General features: G+C 66.6%; 14 protein-coding genes. 6 read left to right on the plus strand and 8 right to left on the minus strand.

What is annotated here, in order from left to right; translation table 11 throughout:
* Window positions 1-84: 84 nt before the first annotated feature.
* The 4 genes from E3O06_RS13765 to guaB1 all read right to left on the minus strand — a co-directional run bounded on the left by E3O06_RS13765 (window position 85) and on the right by guaB1 (window position 4,740).
* Window positions 85-522, minus strand: a complete 438-nt coding sequence (locus E3O06_RS13765; protein ID WP_338144865.1) for a VOC family protein — start codon at window positions 520-522, stop codon at window positions 85-87.
* 151 nt (window positions 523-673) lie between these two features.
* Window positions 674-1,744: a hemolysin family protein gene (locus E3O06_RS13770; RefSeq protein ID WP_134503909.1), complete on the minus strand. Its 1,071-nt coding sequence runs from the start codon at window positions 1,742-1,744 to the stop codon at window positions 674-676.
* On the minus strand, window positions 1,741-3,078 hold the full coding sequence (locus E3O06_RS13775) for a hemolysin family protein (RefSeq protein WP_134503988.1): 1,338 nt from the start codon (window positions 3,076-3,078) through the stop codon (window positions 1,741-1,743). Before E3O06_RS13775 ends, E3O06_RS13770 begins: the two co-directional genes overlap by 4 nt.
* A 222-nt stretch (window positions 3,079-3,300) precedes the next feature.
* Window positions 3,301-4,740 carry a GMP reductase gene (gene guaB1, locus E3O06_RS13780; RefSeq protein ID WP_134503910.1) on the minus strand — a complete coding sequence of 480 codons (1,440 nt, stop codon included), beginning with the start codon at window positions 4,738-4,740 and terminating at the stop codon, window positions 3,301-3,303.
* Between the two features lie 182 nt (window positions 4,741-4,922).
* Between guaB1 and E3O06_RS13785 the strand changes: the two genes are divergently transcribed.
* Window positions 4,923-8,678 carry a multifunctional oxoglutarate decarboxylase/oxoglutarate dehydrogenase thiamine pyrophosphate-binding subunit/dihydrolipoyllysine-residue succinyltransferase subunit gene (locus E3O06_RS13785; protein ID WP_174843234.1) on the plus strand — a complete coding sequence of 1,252 codons (3,756 nt, stop codon included), beginning with the start codon at window positions 4,923-4,925 and terminating at the stop codon, window positions 8,676-8,678.
* Between the two features lie 102 nt (window positions 8,679-8,780).
* Entirely contained in the window at window positions 8,781-9,623 is an 843-nt protein-coding gene (locus E3O06_RS13790; RefSeq protein WP_134503912.1) for a VOC family protein, read from the plus strand.
* On the opposite strand, the gene E3O06_RS13795 is transcribed toward E3O06_RS13790, so the two are convergent.
* Both E3O06_RS13795 and E3O06_RS13800 read right to left on the minus strand, forming a co-directional pair.
* Window positions 9,624-9,866, minus strand: coding sequence for a zf-HC2 domain-containing protein (locus E3O06_RS13795; RefSeq protein ID WP_134503913.1), 243 nt, complete (start codon window positions 9,864-9,866; stop codon window positions 9,624-9,626).
* Window positions 9,863-10,537, minus strand: coding sequence for a sigma-70 family RNA polymerase sigma factor (locus E3O06_RS13800; protein ID WP_134503914.1), 675 nt, complete (start codon window positions 10,535-10,537; stop codon window positions 9,863-9,865). The genes E3O06_RS13795 and E3O06_RS13800 overlap by 4 nt, the downstream gene beginning before the upstream one ends.
* A gap of 105 nt (window positions 10,538-10,642) precedes the next feature.
* Between E3O06_RS13800 and aroA the strand changes: the two genes are divergently transcribed.
* From aroA to bcp, 3 genes are all read left to right on the plus strand, one after another.
* Window positions 10,643-12,004 carry a 3-phosphoshikimate 1-carboxyvinyltransferase gene (aroA, locus tag E3O06_RS13805; RefSeq protein ID WP_134503915.1) on the plus strand — a complete coding sequence of 454 codons (1,362 nt, stop codon included), beginning with the start codon at window positions 10,643-10,645 and terminating at the stop codon, window positions 12,002-12,004.
* Complete coding sequence (gene rsgA / locus E3O06_RS13810) at window positions 12,005-13,147, plus strand: ribosome small subunit-dependent GTPase A (RefSeq protein WP_134503916.1); 1,143 nt, start codon at window positions 12,005-12,007, stop codon at window positions 13,145-13,147.
* A 178-nt stretch (window positions 13,148-13,325) separates the two neighbouring features.
* The gene (gene bcp / locus E3O06_RS13815) at window positions 13,326-13,805 is read left to right on the plus strand and encodes a thioredoxin-dependent thiol peroxidase (protein WP_134503917.1); all 480 of its coding nucleotides are present in this window, start codon (window positions 13,326-13,328) and stop codon (window positions 13,803-13,805) included.
* A 44-nt stretch (window positions 13,806-13,849) separates the two neighbouring features.
* Here bcp and E3O06_RS13820 read toward each other — a convergent pair whose 3' ends face one another.
* Window positions 13,850-14,224 (minus strand): hypothetical protein, encoded by a 375-nt coding sequence (locus E3O06_RS13820; protein WP_241980197.1) that lies wholly within the window; start codon window positions 14,222-14,224, stop codon window positions 13,850-13,852.
* 268 nt (window positions 14,225-14,492) lie between these two features.
* Here E3O06_RS13820 and E3O06_RS13825 point away from each other — a divergent pair, with 268 nt between their 5' ends.
* Window positions 14,493-14,741 carry a WhiB family transcriptional regulator gene (locus tag E3O06_RS13825; protein WP_035837005.1) on the plus strand — a complete coding sequence of 83 codons (249 nt, stop codon included), beginning with the start codon at window positions 14,493-14,495 and terminating at the stop codon, window positions 14,739-14,741.
* A 203-nt stretch (window positions 14,742-14,944) separates the two neighbouring features.
* On the opposite strand, the gene E3O06_RS13830 is transcribed toward E3O06_RS13825, so the two are convergent.
* A complete protein-coding gene (locus E3O06_RS13830; protein WP_134503918.1) occupies window positions 14,945-16,438 on the minus strand; it encodes a sensor histidine kinase in 1,494 nt (497 codons plus the stop codon).
* Window positions 16,439-16,507 lie beyond the last annotated feature (69 nt).

The raw sequence follows: 16,507 nt of genomic DNA on the forward strand, positions 1-16,507 counted from the left end.
GCTGGGCGCGCCGACATTCGCGACCGCGCCCGATATCGGTGCGCGCTACGGTAACTCGGTAGCGGCCACCCAGGTCGGGCGCGCTCATCCGCTCAACGTGTCGCGGCCGGGTCGGTCGCTGACCGTTGAGTTCGCGGTCCCTTCACGCTCGCGCGCCTCGGCGTGGCCGAAGGCGACGTTCTGCGACACACAGATGATGTTGCCCTCGGTGTCCTTGAACCACGCCGCACGATCCTCGTTGGTCATCGCGATGCCGTTCTCGGTCTTCAATCCCGGAAAATCGTATTCCTCGAACGTGACGCCCCGTCCGCGCAGCACGGCGACCTCAGCGTCGATGTCGTCGGTGTCGAACCCGATCGCGGTGTTGGCCGCTGTGCCGGCGTTGTCGGTCTCGTAGACCATGATGGCGGCGCCCTTCGGGGTGCGGTAGAGCAGCCCTTCCACGCGTTCCTCGACGGGTTCCATGCCGAGCACGTCCTTGTAGAAGCGCCGGGCGCGTGCCAGGTTACGTGCGGGAAGCACGGAGTAGGTTTCCAATTGACTTAACATGAGCATTCCCTTTCTGCACCGAATGTGCATTTTTCAGGGAACATTTTACGCCCGTGTCGGCGCCTTGGCGAGGAGGGGGCGACATCCGCACGTCGCCGGCGCGAGAGCGTGCAGGCGGACAAGGCTACTCGCGACGGGTAGCATCCTGCACTTCGCCGACGAGCTCCTCGATGATGTCCTCGAGAAAGAGCACCCCGGTGGTCTCGCCCTCGGCGGTGAACGACCGGGCCAGGTGCGCACCCGAGCGACGCATGGTGGCGAGGGCATCTTCGAGGTCGGTATCTTCGAAGATCGAGATCAAGGCACGGATGCGCTTGGCCGGGATCCGACCCGCGTAACTGTCCGGCGCAACCAGCGTTGCAGCGCCGGCCGATGCGACATCAAGGTCGAGCACATCCTTCAGGTGCACGTACCCGGCGAGGTACCCTTCGGCGTCGGCGAGGACGTAGCGCGAGAACCCGTGGCGGGTCACGGCCTTCTCGACATCGGCTGGCGTGGCCGACTCCGGCAGGCTGACCAGCTTGCCGAGGCTCACAGCCACGTCCCGCACCTTGAGGTTGGTGAACTCGAACGCAGCGCTGAGGGCGCCGGTTCCGTCGCTCAGCACGCCCTCCCGGGTGGACTGGGTGACGATCGTGGCGACCTCATCGAGCGTATAGGCGCTCGTCGCCTCGTTCTTCGGCTGCACTCCAAACAGGCGGAGCACGCCGTTGGCGCAGGCGTTGAGGGTGACGATGAGCGGTTTGAAGACGCGGGCGACGAACACGAGGGGCGGCGCGAGCAGCAGCACAGCGCGGTCCGGCACCGAGAACGACAGGTTCTTCGGCACCATTTCACCGAACACGACGTGCAGGTACGAGACCAGCAGCAGCGCGACGATGAATGCGATGATGCCGATCACGCCGTCAGGAAGGCCGGTCAGCCCGAGCGGAACCTCGAGCAGGTGGTGGATCGCCGGCTCGGAGACATTCAGAATGAGCAGCGAGCACACCGTGATACCCAGCTGGGAGGTCGCCAGCATGAGCGTCGCGTGTTCCATTGCCCACAGCGCGGTCTTGGCGCTGCGTTTTCCGGCTTCGGCGAGCGGTTCGATCTGGGAGCGTCGGGCCGAGATGACGGCGAATTCCGCCCCGACGAAGAAAGCGTTGGCGGCGAGGAGCACGACCAACCAGGCAAGTCCGGCCCAGTCGCTCATTTGTCGCTCACCTTCTTTCGATCAGTCTTGGTTTCTGTGATCCGTGCGGGCTCCGGAACGGCTTCAGGGGTGAAGCGCAGCCGGTCGATGCGGCGTCCCTCGAGCCGCTCGACGGTGAGGAATCCGCCGCTCACCGGCACGCGGTCTCCGATCACCGGCAGTCGGCCCAGCTCGCTCATGACGAAACCGGCCACGGTCTCGTACGGGCCCTGCTCCGGCACGACGACGTTCGTGCGTTCGAGCAGTTCGTCGGGGCGCAGCATGCCGGGAAAGGTCAGCGAATCGGGGGAACGCACCACACCGGCGCGGGCACGGTCGTGCTCGTCGGCGACCTCGCCGACAAGCTCTTCGACGAGGTCTTCGAGGGTGACGACGCCCGCGGTTCCGCCGTACTCGTCGACGACGATCGCCATCTGGTAGCCGCGGCCGCGCAGCTCGCTGAGCAGGTCGTCGAGCTTCATGGTTTCGGGGACGCGGACCGGGTCGGTCTGCAGGGCCGACACCGGAACATCCGCTCGTCGGGTGCGGGGAACGGCCACCGCCTGCTTGACGTGCACGACGCCCACGACGTCGTCGACGCTCTCATCGACGACCGGAAAGCGTGAGTAGCCGGTCGCCCGGGTGAGGTCGATGACGTCCTGCGCCGAATCGGTGCGGTGGATGCTCGCCACGCGCGGGCGCGGCGTCATCACGTCGGAGGCGTCATGGCCGGAGAACAGCAGCGTGCGGTGCAGCAGGGTCGCGGTGTCCTTTTCGAGCAGTCCGGCGCTGGCCGACCGACGCACGAGCGAGGAGAGTTCCTCGGCGGTGCGGGCGCCGGAAAGCTCCTCTTTCGGTTCGATGCCAACGGCGCGCAGCAGGCCGTTGGCGCTGTTGTTCAGTACCAGGACAGCCGGTTTGAACACGGTCGTGAAGACGGTCTGGAACGGGATCACCAGGCGCGCGGTCTGGATCGGCAGGGCGAGGGCGAAGTTCTTCGGAACCAGCTCGCCGATCACCATCGACACGAGGGTCGCCGTCACGATGGCGATCGTGGTGCCGAACACCGGCACGAGGTCGACGGGCAGTCCGACCGAAGTGAGCGGGCCGCGCAGCAGCGACGACAGGGCCGGTTCGATTGTGTACCCGGTGAGCAGGGTTGTGAGGGTGATGCCCAGCTGCGCGCTCGACAGGTGCGTCGACGTGATCTTCAGCGCGGAGATGGTGAGGTGGAGGCGGGTTTCCCCCCGATCGCGTCGCGCTTCGAGGTCGGCGCGGTCGAGATTCACCAGGGCGAACTCACTGGCGACGAAGAGGCCCGTTCCGACGGTCAGGATGAGGCCGAACCCGAGCATGATCAGCTCAGACAAGGAGTTCACCGCCAGCGGTTACGGGCGAGGGTTTGTGAGAGGAGGGTTCAGCGGTGGGAGGGTCATCCATTATTCCTCCGAGTATACCGGGCGCCCCTGCCCGTGCACCCGGCAGCCAGCGGATGCTGCCCCCGCGAGATACCGCCGGCGCTACCAGCGCGGTACCAGCACGTCCGGCAGCGCCTGCCTACCAGCGCTATACCGGCGCTACCAGGAAACCGGCAGCGCCTTACCCTCCTCGTAACCGGCCGCCGACTGGATGCCCACGAGCGCCTTCTCGTGGAAGTCGGCGACGGTCATGGCCCCGGCATAGGTGAAGGAGGACCGCACCCCCGAGGTGATCATGTCGAGCAGGTCCTCGATCGACGGCCGCAGCGGATCGAGGTAGATCTTCGAACTCGAGATTCCCTCCGCGAACAGGGTCTTGCGGGCGAGGTCGTAGGCGTCGAGCCGCTCGAACCGTGCCTGAACGGCCTTGGTCGAGGCCATTCCCCAGCTTTCCTTGTACAGCGCGCCGCGGGCATCCGTATTGAGGGTGCCTGGCGCTTCGGCTGTTCCGGCGAACCAGGAACCGATCATGACGGATGCCGCGCCAGCGGCGAGCGCGAGCGCCACGTCCCGCGGGTAGCGCACCCCGCCGTCCGCCCAGACGTGGGCGCCGAGTTCGCGGGCGGCGGTGGCCGTTTCGAGCACGGCCGAGAACTGGGGCCGACCGACGGCGGTCATCATGCGGGTGGTGCACATGGCGCCAGGGCCGACTCCGACCTTGACGATCGTGGCGCCGGCGCCGACCAGGTCGCGCACGGCGTCTTTCGTGACGACGTTGCCGGCCACGATCGGCAGTCCGAGGTTCAGGTCGGCGACGATGCCGAGCGCGCGCAGCATGCCGGCCTGATGGCCGTGGGCGGTGTCGATCACGAGAATGTCCACGCCGGCCGCGGCGAGTGCACGAGCTTTGGCTGCGACGTCGCCGTTGATGCCGATCGCCGCGGCCACCTTGAGCCGGCCGTGCACGTCGAGGGTGGGCTGGTAGAGGGTGGAGCGCAGGGCGCTCTTACGGCTGAGCGTGCCCACGACGACGCCGTGGTGCAGCACCGGGGCGAAGTCGATGTCGGCCTCCGTCATCAGGTCGAAGGCACGGCGCGGTCCGTCGACGTCATCGGCGTCGAGCGCGGTCAGTTCACCGTGCAGCAGATCGCCGAGGCGAGCGTCGGGCAGGGCGGTCGCCAGGCGACTCGCGACGATGCAGCCGAGATAGTCGCCGCTGTCGGAGTGAACCACTATTCCCTGCCCTGCAACGGCCGGAACCTGCCGCAATGCGCGTTCGACGGTGTCGTCGGGGGCGAACACGAACGGCGTGTCGAAACGAACCGACTGGTCTTTTACCCAGCGGATGGCCGCATCCAGGTCTTGAAGGTGCATGTCCTGCGGCAGCACCCCGAGTCCGCCACGCCGGGCGAGCGAGGCCGCCAGGCGCGGCCCGGTGACCGAGTTCATGTTCGCCGACACGATGGGGATCGTGGCGCCGGTGCCGTCATTCGGGGCCAGGGAGACGTCCAAACGGCTGGTGACGGCCGATTGACCGGGCACCAGAAACACGTCGGAATAGGTCAAATCATGGCTGGGCGTCGTTCCATAGAACTGCATACCAAGAACGCTAGCCGTTCAACAGGGTGTTTAAGGTCGCGTGGGATGGGATTAGGCTAGACGGGCAGACTGACCTGGCGGTCGACATCGTCAGCGGCAGACTCATGAAAGCGAAGATTGACCCGGCGATTGACCCCCGCCGAGGGCATCCAAATTCAAAGCAGAGAGTGGGCGATCCCACGGTGTCAAGCCAGGTAACCGGTGGAGCTTCTGACGAGACAACGTCAGGCGAATTCGGAGCAAACGAGTGGCTCGTTGACGAATTGTACGAACGATTTCTTATCGACAAGCAGTCGGTGGATGAATCGTGGTGGCCGGTGCTCGAGAGCTACCACCAGACCGCGAACACCCCGGCGGCAGCGCCGGCAGCCGCACCGGCAGCATCAGCTGCCCCGGCCGCAGCGCCCGTCGCTGCCGCACCGGCAGCAGCCGTAACGCCGGCCCCCGTCACCGAGAACCAACCGACTGCCCGCACCACCTCCAGTGCGCCCAAGCCGGCCCCGGTGCCCGCCGACGCTCCCGTGACCAGCCCGCAGGCCGTCGTCGTCGACGAATCCGAGCCGGTCAAGCACGACAAGGTCTCGCCGCTGCGCGGTATGGCGAAGTCGCTCGCCACCAACATGGTCACGAGCCTCACCGTGCCGACCGCCACGAGCGTGCGCACCATTCCGGCCAAGCTGCTCATCGACAACCGCATCGTCATGAACAACCACATGAAGCGGGCTCGCGGCGGCAAGGTCTCCTTCACCCACCTGATCGGGTGGGCGCTGATTCGCGCGCTCAAGATGTTCCCCAGCCAGAACGTGTACTACGACGAGGTCGACGGCAAGCCGTCCGTCGTCGCCCCCGCCCACGTCGGCATGGGCCTGGCCATCGACATGCCCAAGCCAGACGGAACCCGCGCGCTGCTCGTCCCGGCGATCAAGCGCGCCGACACGATGACCTTTGGCGAATACCTAGCCGCTTACGAAGACCTCGTCACCCGCGCACGCCAGAACAAGCTCACCGCCGACGACTTCGCCGGCGCGACCCTCTCGCTCACCAACCCGGGAGGCATCGGCACCGTGCACTCGGTGCCCCGCCTGATGAAGGGCCAGGGCTGCATCATCGGCGCCGGCGCCCTCGACTACCCGGCTGAGTTCCAGGGTTCGAGCGTCAAGACCCTCACCGGACTGGCGATCTCCAAGACCATCACACTCACGAGCACCTATGACCACCGCGTCATCCAGGGTGCCGGTTCGGGCGAGTTCCTCAAGATCGTGCACGAACTGCTGATCGGCCAGCACAATTTCTACGAAGAGATCTTCTCGGCGTTGCGCATTCCGTACGATCCGATCCACTGGGCACCGGACATCAGCGTCGACCTCACCAGCGCCGTCGACAAGACCGCTCGCGTGCAGGAGCTGATCAACTCGTTCCGCGTGCGCGGCCACCTGATGGCCGACATCGACCCGCTCGAGTACTCGCAGCGCAGCCATCCTGATCTCGACATCGCCACCCACGGCCTCACCTTCTGGGACCTCGACCGTTCCTTCGTGACCGGCGGTTTCGGTTCCCAGCGCCAGATGCTGCTGCGCGACATCCTCGGTGTGCTGCGCGACTCCTACTGCCGCACCACGGGCATCGAGTACATGCACATCCAAGACCCGGCGCAGCGCAAGTGGGTGCAGGAGAAGATCGAGAAGTCCTACGTCAAGCCCACGCACCACGAGCAGATGCGCATTCTCGCCAAGCTCAACGAGGCCGAAGCCTTCGAGACGTTCCTGCAGACCAAGTACGTCGGGCAGAAGCGCTTCAGCCTCGAGGGCGGCGAGTGCACCATTCCGCTGCTCGACACCATTTTGCAGGGCGCTGCCGAGCAGGGCCTCGACGAGGTCGCGATCGGCATGGCCCACCGCGGCCGCCTGAACGTGCTCACCAACATCGCCGGCAAGACCTACGGCGAGATCTTCCGCGAGTTCGAGGGCACCCAGGATCCGCGCACCGTGCACGGTTCCGGCGACGTGAAGTACCACCTCGGCACCACGGGCATGTTCCGCGGTGAGGACGGCGCCGAGATTCCGGTCTCGCTGGCCGCCAACCCGTCCCATCTCGAGGCCGGCGACGGCGTGCTCGAGGGCATCGTGCGGGCCAAACAGGACCGCAAGCCGATCGGAACGTTCTCCACCCTGCCCATCCTCATCCACGGCGACGCCGCGATGGCCGGCCAGGGCGTCGTGCTGGAAACCCTGCAGATGTCCCAGCTGCGCGGCTACCGCACCGGCGGAACCGTGCACATCGTCGTCAACAACCAGCTCGGTTTCACGACCCTGCCGCAGGATGCCCGCACCAGCATCTACGCGACCGACGTCGCCAAGACCATCCAGGCGCCGATCTTCCACGTCAACGGGGATGACCCAGAGGCCGTCGTGCGCGCCGGAGAACTCGCCTTCGCCTACCGCCAGGAATTCAAGAGGGATGTCGTCGTCGACCTCATCTGCTACCGCCGCCGTGGGCACAACGAGGGCGATGACCCCTCGATGACGCAGCCGCTGATGTACAACCTGGTCGAGGCCAAGCGCAGCGTACGGAAGCTCTACACCGAGGCGCTCGTCGGCCGTGGCGACATCACCGAGGAAGAATACGAAGCCGCCCACCGCGACTTCCAGGACCGCCTCGAGCGCGCCTTCATGGAGACGCACGCCGCACAGACCGCGTCGATTCCGATCATCACTCCCGAGATGGCCGCCGCGGCCAAGGCCGAGTCTGAAGCGCAAGCCAGGGACGACGCCGCGGGCGAACCCGAGACGACCGGTGTTCCCGAGAGCGTCATCCAGCTCATCGGTGACGCGTTCAACAACAAGCCGGTCGGGTTCACCGTGCACAACAAGCTGCAGCAGCTGTTGCAAAAGCGTCTTGACATGAGCCGCAACGGCAACATCGACTGGAGCTTCGGCGAACTGCTCGCACTCGGCTCGCTGCTGGTCGAGGGCACCCCGGTACGTTTCGCCGGCCAGGATGCCCGCCGCGGCACGTTCGTGCAGCGTCACGCGGTGCTGCACGACCGGGTGAACGGCCAGGAATGGCTCCCACTGGCCAACCTGAAAGACAACCAGGCCCGATTCTGGATCTACGACTCGCTGCTGAGCGAATACGCCGCCATGGGCTTCGAGTACGGCTATTCGGTGGAACGCGCCGATGCCCTCGTGCTCTGGGAAGCCCAGTTCGGTGACTTCGCCAACGGCGCGCAGACCATCATCGACCAGTTCGTCTCGTCCGCCGAGCAGAAGTGGGGGCAGCGGTCATCCGTTGTGCTGCTGCTGCCGCACGGCTACGAAGGCCAGGGCCCCGACCACTCGTCGGCCCGCATCGAACGGTTCCTGCAGCTGTGTGCCGAAGAGAACATGACCGTGGCGCGCCCGTCGACGCCCGCATCGTATTTCCACCTGCTGCGCCGCCAGGCGTACATGCGTCCGCGCCGTCCGCTGATCGTGTTCACGCCCAAGTCGATGCTGCGCCTCCGCGGCGCGACGAGCGCCGTGGCCGAACTCACGAGCGGCAAGTTCGAAACGGTCATCGACGATGCCCGCATCACCGACAAGAATGCGGTCAAGCGCGTTCTGTTCATGGCCGGCAAGATCTACTACGACCTGCTGAACGAACTCGAGAAGAACCCGAACCCCGAGATCGCCCTCGTGCGCGTCGAGCAGTACTATCCGCTGCCCGCCGTGGAATTGAAGGACGTGGCCGCCCAGTACCCGAACGCCGAACTGGCCTGGGTGCAGGACGAGCCGGAGAACCAGGGAGCCTGGCCGTTCTTCTATCTGGAGACCAACAAGCTCGGCCCAAGAGCCATGCGGTTGTTCTCCCGTCCGGCGTCGGCTTCGCCGGCCGCCGGCTCGGCCAAGCGCCACGCGATCGAGCAGGCCAGGCTGCAGCGCGAGGCTTTGACGCTCTAACGGCATCGGTGTGGCAATGGAGGGTGACTGAGGTCACCCTCCATTGCTGTATCCGGGGCTGGTGAGCGTACATCCGCTCGCCTCGGCCGTGCCTAACCGCACGTGCGTTGCCACCGGGCGCCGACGGTTCTCGGCTCGGGTCAATCCGAGGAGAGGGATCCCCTGCCTGTTCGCACCGAAAGTCAGCTCGGGGAGCCGTGCTGGATCGACCTAGAGACGCGCGACCCGGCGCGGTCGATCGCGTTCTACGGCGCGTTCCTCGGCTGGCGAGCCGTTGACACCGGTGCCGATTCCGGTCGGTACACGATGTTCTTTCACGGTGATGCCGCCGTCGCCGGCCTGACCATTCAGGATCCGTCGGGCGGAAACCGGGATTTCTGGACCACCTTCCTCGCGAGCGACAACGTCGACGAGACGGTGCAGGCGGCGAACGCTGCCGGCGCCACGGTGTTCGCGCCGCCGCAGACCATCGGCGATCAGGGCAGGCTGGCCGTGCTGACCGACCCGGCCGGAGCGGCGGTCGGAATCTGGGAAGCTGGCTTTTTTGCGGGCTTCGGTGCCGACAATGAGATCGGCACGCCGGTCTGGCACGAGCTGATCACCCGCGACTTTCCGGCGGCGATCGCGTTCTACGAACAGGTTTTCGGCTGGACCCCGATTCCGCTGAGTGACACGACCGATTTTCGGTACAGCACCTTCGGCCACGACGAATCCATGACCGGCGGGGTGTGCAACGCCGACGCCATGCTGCCGGAGGGGGTGCCGTCACACTGGCAGGTGTACATCGGCGTCGCAAATGTGCGGGCTGCCGCAGCCCGGGTGCCCGAGCTCGGCGGCACGGTGCTGCGCGAGCCGTGGGATTCCGACTTCGGTACCTTCGCCCAGATAGCGGATGCGACCGGCGCCGCCTTCCTGCTCGGCCAGGTCCAACCGGAGGTCAGCTGACTAGTGCGAAGCCTGCAGGGCGCGCAGCTTGAGCAGAACCTGGTCGCGCAGGTCTTCGGGCGCGGTCTCCTTGCACGCCCGCTGCATCACCTCGGTGAGGGTGCGCCCGACGAGATGCTCGCTGCTGCAGTCGGGGCAACTCGCGAGGTGCTCCTGAATGTCGGCCGCATCATCTTTGCGAAGTTCGTTGTGCAGGTATTCTTCGAGTTCGGCCTTGGCCTTCTCGCAACCACAGTCGGTCATTTGTGTGCGCTCCTGGATGTTTTCTGGCCCTGGCCCAGCCCGCGCTCAGCCGCGTAGCCGGCCAAGAGTTCGCGCAAGAGTCGCCGGCCACGGTGCAGGCGGCTCATGACGGTGCCAATGGGGGTTTTCATGATTTCGGCGATCTCCTGGTAGGAGAACCCTTCGACGTCGGCGAAGTAGACGGCGAGTCGGAAGTCTTCGGGAATGGACTGCAGGGCGTCTTTGACGGCGCTGTCGGGCAGGTGGTCGATGGCCTCGGCCTCGGCCGAGCGACCCGACATGGCGGTGGTCGATTCGGCGCCGCCGAGCTGCCAGTCTTCGAGCTCATCAATGGTGCCCTGATAGGGCTCGCGCTGCTTCTTGCGGTACGCATTGATGAAGGTGTTGGTGAGGATACGGTACAGCCACGCCTTGAGGTTGGTGCCCTGCTCGTATTGCGCGAACGCGGCGAAGGCCTTCACGAAGGTCTCCTGCACGAGGTCCTGCGCGTCGGAGGGGTTACGCGTCATGCGCATGGCCGCCGCGTAGAGCTGGTCGAGAAAAGGCAGCGCCTGTTCCTCGAACAATCCGCGGGACTGCTCGCGAAGTTCGGCCTTGGTAGGTGCAGGCGGCGTGAGTTCTGGGTCACTGCTCGAAAGGTCTTCCGCGGAAACGGGCGTGTCTGAAGTCATCACGAGCAATTCTAAGCTGTTACCCACAGCCGGGGGTCGTTCCAACAGCATTGACACCGTTACGGATCTCCCTCAGATTGTTATCACCGACTATCCTGATAACCGATGTTGATCTCGAGATATTCCAAGCCGGAGTTCGATCCGTACGGCGACAATTCACCGACCGAAGCGGATGCCTGGTGGCCTGCGCCCACCGCGGACGCACCCTTGCAGGCGGTCCTGGCCTTGCCAGGCTCGAAATCGCTGACCAACCGGGAGCTCGTCGCATCCGCTCTGGCCAGTGGACCGTCCCTGTTGCGGTCTCCGCTGCACTCGCGCGACAGCGACCTCATGGTCGACGCGCTGCGCCAACTCGGCGCCACGATCGAGGCCGTGGCCGGCGCGGGCGCGTTCGGTGCCGATCTGCGCGTGACCCCGCCGGTCGAACTGCTCGGGTCCACCACGATCGATTGTGGCCTGGCCGGCACCGTTATGCGGTTCCTGCCGCCGCTGGCCGCCCTCGCCCTCGGCCCGACCACGTTCGACGGTGATGCCGGTGCGCGCCGCCGCCCGATGGGTCCCATCATCGGGGCGCTGCGCGATCTCGGCGGTGACATCAACGACGACGGCAAACGCGCCCTGCCCTTCACCGTGCACGGCCGTGGGGCGGTCACCGGCGGCGCCGTGACCATCGACGCCGGCACGTCAAGCCAGTTCGTCTCCGGGCTGCTGCTGGCCGGCGCACGGTTCGAGCAGGGGCTGCACCTCACCCACTCGGGCGAGCGACTGCCGAGCCTGCCGCACATCGAGATGACGATCGAGGTGCTGCGCGCACGCGGCGTCGTCGTCGCCACCCCGACCGTCGGCGAATGGATCGTCGAACCCGGTGAGCTCGCCGGGCGCACGGTTGACATCGAACCCGACCTCTCGAACGCCGCGCCGTTCCTCTGCGCCGCGCTCGTAGCCGGCGGAAGCGTCACGATCACCGGCTGGCCTTCTGAAACCACCCAGGTCGGCGCCGACCTCGAGCAGCTGCTGCCGCTGTTCGGTGCCACCGTCACCCGGGTCGGCGACCGCCTCACCGTCACCGGCGGCAAGCACATTCTGGGCGTCGAGCTCGATCTCGCCACCGGCGGCGAACTCGCCTGCACTCTCGTGGCTCTGGCCGCCCTGGCCGAGACTCCCAGCACGATCACCGGCATCGGACACATTCGCCACCACGAGACCGACCGTCTCGCCGCTCTCGCCACCGAGATCAACCGACTCGGCGGCAACATCACCGAACTGGCCGACGGCCTCAAGATCGAGCCCGCTCCCCTGCACGCCGGCCAGTGGCTCAGCTACGACGACCACCGCATGGCTACGGCCGGCGCGCTGATCGGCCTCAAGGTGGCCGGTGTCGACGTGGAGAACATCGGCACGACCGCCAAGACCCTCCCCCAGTTTCCTGAACTGTGGCACGCGATGCTCACCGAAGCGGCGCTGTAGATGCCCGTGCTGCCGCCCGCCGCAGGCCGGGACGACAGTGACCGCGGACCAGCCTCAGGCCGGCACAGCGAGGCCGGCGACCTGGCGGGCGATCCCGGCGATACCTGGTGGGCCTCCGCCGACGACGACGAACCCGAGTTTGACGAGTCGAGCGTGCGCGTGCGCCCCGGCCGCAAGGGCAGTAAACCCCGCTCCAAGACCAGGCCGAGCCATCAGGACGCCCTGACCGGGCGCATCCTCTCGGTAGACCGCGGTCGCTACACGGTCATGCTCGACGAAAACCTGCCGACCGAGCGGCGCATCACGACGGCCAGGGCGAGCGAGCTGCGCAAGAAGGCGGTCGTCAACGGCGACCGGGTCGACATCGTCGGCGACACGACCGGTGCGGAGGGCAGCCTGGCCCGCATCGTGCGTATCGTGCCGCGGGGCACCCTGCTGAGGCGCAGCGCCGACGACACCGACGCCGTCGAGCGCGTGATCGTCGCCAATGCCGACCAGATGCTGATCGTGGTCGCGGCGGCCAACCCGGAGCCGCGCATCCGCCTGGTGGATCGTTACCTGGTCGCTGCGTATGACGCCGGCGTGAAGCCCATCCTGTGCATCACCAAAACCGACCTCGCCGACCCGGCCGCATTCCTGGCCAATTTCGCCGGCCTCGACCTGCCGGTCTTTCAGAGCGGCGAGGGCGGCATGCCGATCGAGGCGATCTCGGCGGCGCTGATCGGCCACGACACCGTCTTCGTCGGGCACTCCGGCGTCGGCAAGTCCACCCTCGTGAACGCGCTCGTACCTGGCACCAACCGGGCCATCGGCGTCGTGAACACCGTCACCGGCCGCGGACGCCACACCTCGTCGTCGACCGTGTCGCTGCGCCTGCAAACGGATGCCGGCCGCGGCTGGGTCATCGATACCCCCGGCGTGCGGTCCTTCGGCCTGGGCCACATCAACACCGACAACATCCTCAAGGCGTTCACCGACCTCGCTACGATCGCTGAGCGCTGCCCGCGCGGCTGCACCCACCTGCCGGGCTCCCCGGACTGCGCGATCATTGAGGCCGTCGAGGCGCACGAACTCGGCGACACCGGCCGGGTGCGCCTCGACTCGCTGCAGCGCCTGCTCGCGACGTTCGCGCCCGCCCGCTGAGTCGTCAGGTCTCGATCGCTCGTTCCTCGCGCCTCGACCAGCGAGACCGACCTCCCGCCGGCTGAAGGAGCCGGGAACCCGCTGGTTGAGGAGCGGGCACGCTGTACGCCCGCGTCTCGAAACCCGACGCACGCAAATCTGAAGCGACCCCTGGCGAAGCCCCCGGTACCATGAAGGCATGACGGATCCAGCGCGCCTTGCAATCGGCGATTCAGCCCCCCAGTTCACCCTGACTGACCAGGATGGGGCGTCCGTTTCGCTTAGCCGTTTCGGAGGCAGCAAGGTCGTCGTGTACTTCTACCCGGCGGCGATGACCCCCGGTTGCACAACCCAGGCCTGCGACTTTCGCGACAACCTGGGCTCCCTCAAGTCCGCCGGGTACCAGGTGCTGGGCCTGTCCAAGGACGCCCCGGCCAAGCTCAAGACGTTCCAGGAGCACGATGCGGTGAACTTTCCGCTGCTCAGCGACACCGGCCTCGAGGTGCACCGTGCCTACGGCGCTTGGGGTGAGAAGAACCTGTACGGCAAGATTGTGACCGGCGTGCTGCGGTCGACCTTCGTACTGGACGAGGCTGGCGTCATCACGCACGCCCTCTACAATGTCAAGGCGACCGGCCATGTCGCGAGCCTGCGCAAGAAGCTCGGCCTCGACGCCTGAGGTTCGCCTGATCGGGCCGGCCGCACAGGGCCGCGTGACGCCGCTCAGTCGGTCTCGGGCTCTGGCTCGTGGCTGGTCGCGGCGACGACTTTCGGGGTGAACACCAGCACGAGCATGACGATCGACGGGGCCAGCAATGCCCAGCCGACATCGGGCCGGGCGTAGATCCCCTGAAAACAGCCGATGGCGATCATTACCTGCACGAGCTGCCAGGTAACGGCGGCGCCGCGAATCCACGGGCGCCGGCGCAATGCTCCGACGGTGATCGCGCTGACCCAGACGGCAGCGACCACGGTGAGGGCTAACAGGGCGAGCGATGCGCCCACCGAGTTCGGGGTGGCGATGAGCAGTTCGAGCACCCACCAGGCGCTGAAGACCCAGAGGGCGAGGGCCTCCAGCGCGAGCAGCGTGATGAACACCCCCAACAGGGGGGCACGACGAAGTGCCCGGAGGTCGATCCGGGATGGGCGCCCTGCACCAGAGCCGCTGTTCACAGCGAAAAACCATACAAAACTATTGATTTGATACCTCTATTATGGGACGATATTTGAGGCCCGGTTGACGCTCACAGGGACGTGAGCTGTTTCAACGCGGTTATCGCGCAGATCCCACTTTCCTGCAACCGGCTATCACCCCTGCAACTCTGGCCAATCGGCCGTGCACCCATGTAATAAAAGGAGCATCCCTATGGACTGGCGCGATAAAGCTGCCTGCCTCACCGCTGACCCGGAACTTTTCTTCCCGGTCGGTAACACTGGACCCGCTGTGGACCAAATCGAGAAGGCAAAGTCGGTGTGCGCTCGATGCAACGTCACCGAGGTGTGCCTCCAGTACGCACTCGAAACCGGACAGGACTCCGGCGTCTGGGGCGGCCTGAGTGAAGACGAGCGCCGCGCGCTCAAGCGTCGCGCCGCACGCGCCCGCCGCGCCTCCTAGCGAGTCGGCGTAACGACAGAACGCGAGCCTATGGCCATCCGGTATCCCCGGAAGGCCCTGGGCTCGCTTTTTTGTGCCCGTGCGGAGCGGGCATCCGCTCGCCGGGCCCACCTTATGCAACCGGGCCCATGACCTAACCTGGGCCCACTTTCCGGGCCCGGGCCCGGTGAAAAAGACCCGTGCAGAAGGGGCGGCAGCGAGGGCTAGCCTTCCTGCATGAAGCGCAGCGGGATCTCGATGGTGACCTCGGTGCCGCTGCCCATCATGGTGTGCCAGTCGATGGTGCCGCCGAGTTCGCCCTGAATGAGCGTGCGCACGATCTGCGTGCCGAGGCCAGAACCAACCTTGCCCTCCGGCAGGCCGGCGCCGGTATCGCGCACCATCACGGTGAGGGTCTCGTCGCTGCGCTGCGCCTCGATCGAGACCTCGCCCTCGCGCCCGGCGAGGCCGTGCTCGACCGCGTTGGTGACGAGTTCGGTCAGCACGAGCGCGAGCGGCGTCGCGTACGCGCTCGGCAGCGTTCCGAAGCTGCCGAAGGACTTCGGGTGCACGGTCGTGTTGTGAGCGGATGCGACCTCCACCGTCAGCAGCAGCACCCGTTCGAATACGGCGTCGAAGTCGACGATTTGGCTGAGCCCTTCCGACAGGGTGTCGTGCACGACCGCGATGGCCGCGACCCGCCGCATCGCCTGGGTCAGCGCCTCGCGCGCACGGTCGGACTGGGTACGCCGTGCCTGGATGCGCAGCAGCGAAGCCACCGTCTGCAGGTTGTTCTTGACCCGGTGGTGAATCTCCCGGATGGTGGCGTCCTTGGTGATCAGCTCACGTTCCTGATGCCGGAGCTCGGTGACGTCACGCGACAGAATGATCGCGCCGACCCGTTCTCCGCGATTGCGAATGGGAATAGCACGCAGCGACACCGTCACCCCGCGCGCTTCGATGTCGGTGCGCCACGGCGCGCGCCCGGTGACCACGAGGGGCAGGGACTCGTCGACGACGGCGGTGCCGGTGAGCAGACCCGTGGTGACTTCGGCGAGCGACTCTCCCTCGAGCTCCTCAGCGAAGCCCATGCGGTTGAACGCGGAGAGCGCATTCGGGCTGGCAAAGGTGGTCAGGCCGTCGACATCGAGCCGCAGCAGGCCGTCCGATGCGCGCGGGGCGCCGCGCCGCGGCCCGGTCGGGGCACCGAGGTCGGGAAAGTCGCCGGAGGCGATCATGGCGAACAGGTCGTTCGCGCAATCATTGAAGGTGAGCTCCTGACGGCTCGGCGTGCGCGCTTCACTCAGGTTGGTGTGGCGGGTGAGCACCGCCACCGGGGCGGGCGCCACCTCGGAGCCGGTCGTGCTCAGCCGACGCAGAACCGGAATGGCGCGCACCCGGGTGGGAGTCTCCTCGTACCAGTCGGGGGCAGTGGTGTCGACGATCCTGGCGGTCTCGAAAGCTTCGGTGACCTGATTGCGCCACTCGGCCTTGACGTGCTGGCCGACGAAGTCCCGATAGAACAGGGTGGCCGCACTCGACGGGCGCGCGTGCGCGACCGCCACGAAGCTGCCGGAGGTCGTCGGAACCCACACGACGATGTCCGCGAAGGCGAGGTCGGCCAGCAGCTGGCCGTCCGCAACGAGCATGTGCAGCCAATCCACATCTTCCGCGCTGCTGCGGCCCTGGGCAAGTACGAGATCACTGAGAGTCGACACCCTCACTAGCCTAGATCCCCGCACGCTCCCACCACGCCCCGTGTGGTGATGCCACAATATTGGGTCCAT

The organism is Cryobacterium glaciale (assembly GCF_004402535.1).
In the GTDB taxonomy this organism is placed as follows: Bacteria; Actinomycetota; Actinomycetes; order Actinomycetales; family Microbacteriaceae; genus Cryobacterium; species Cryobacterium glaciale.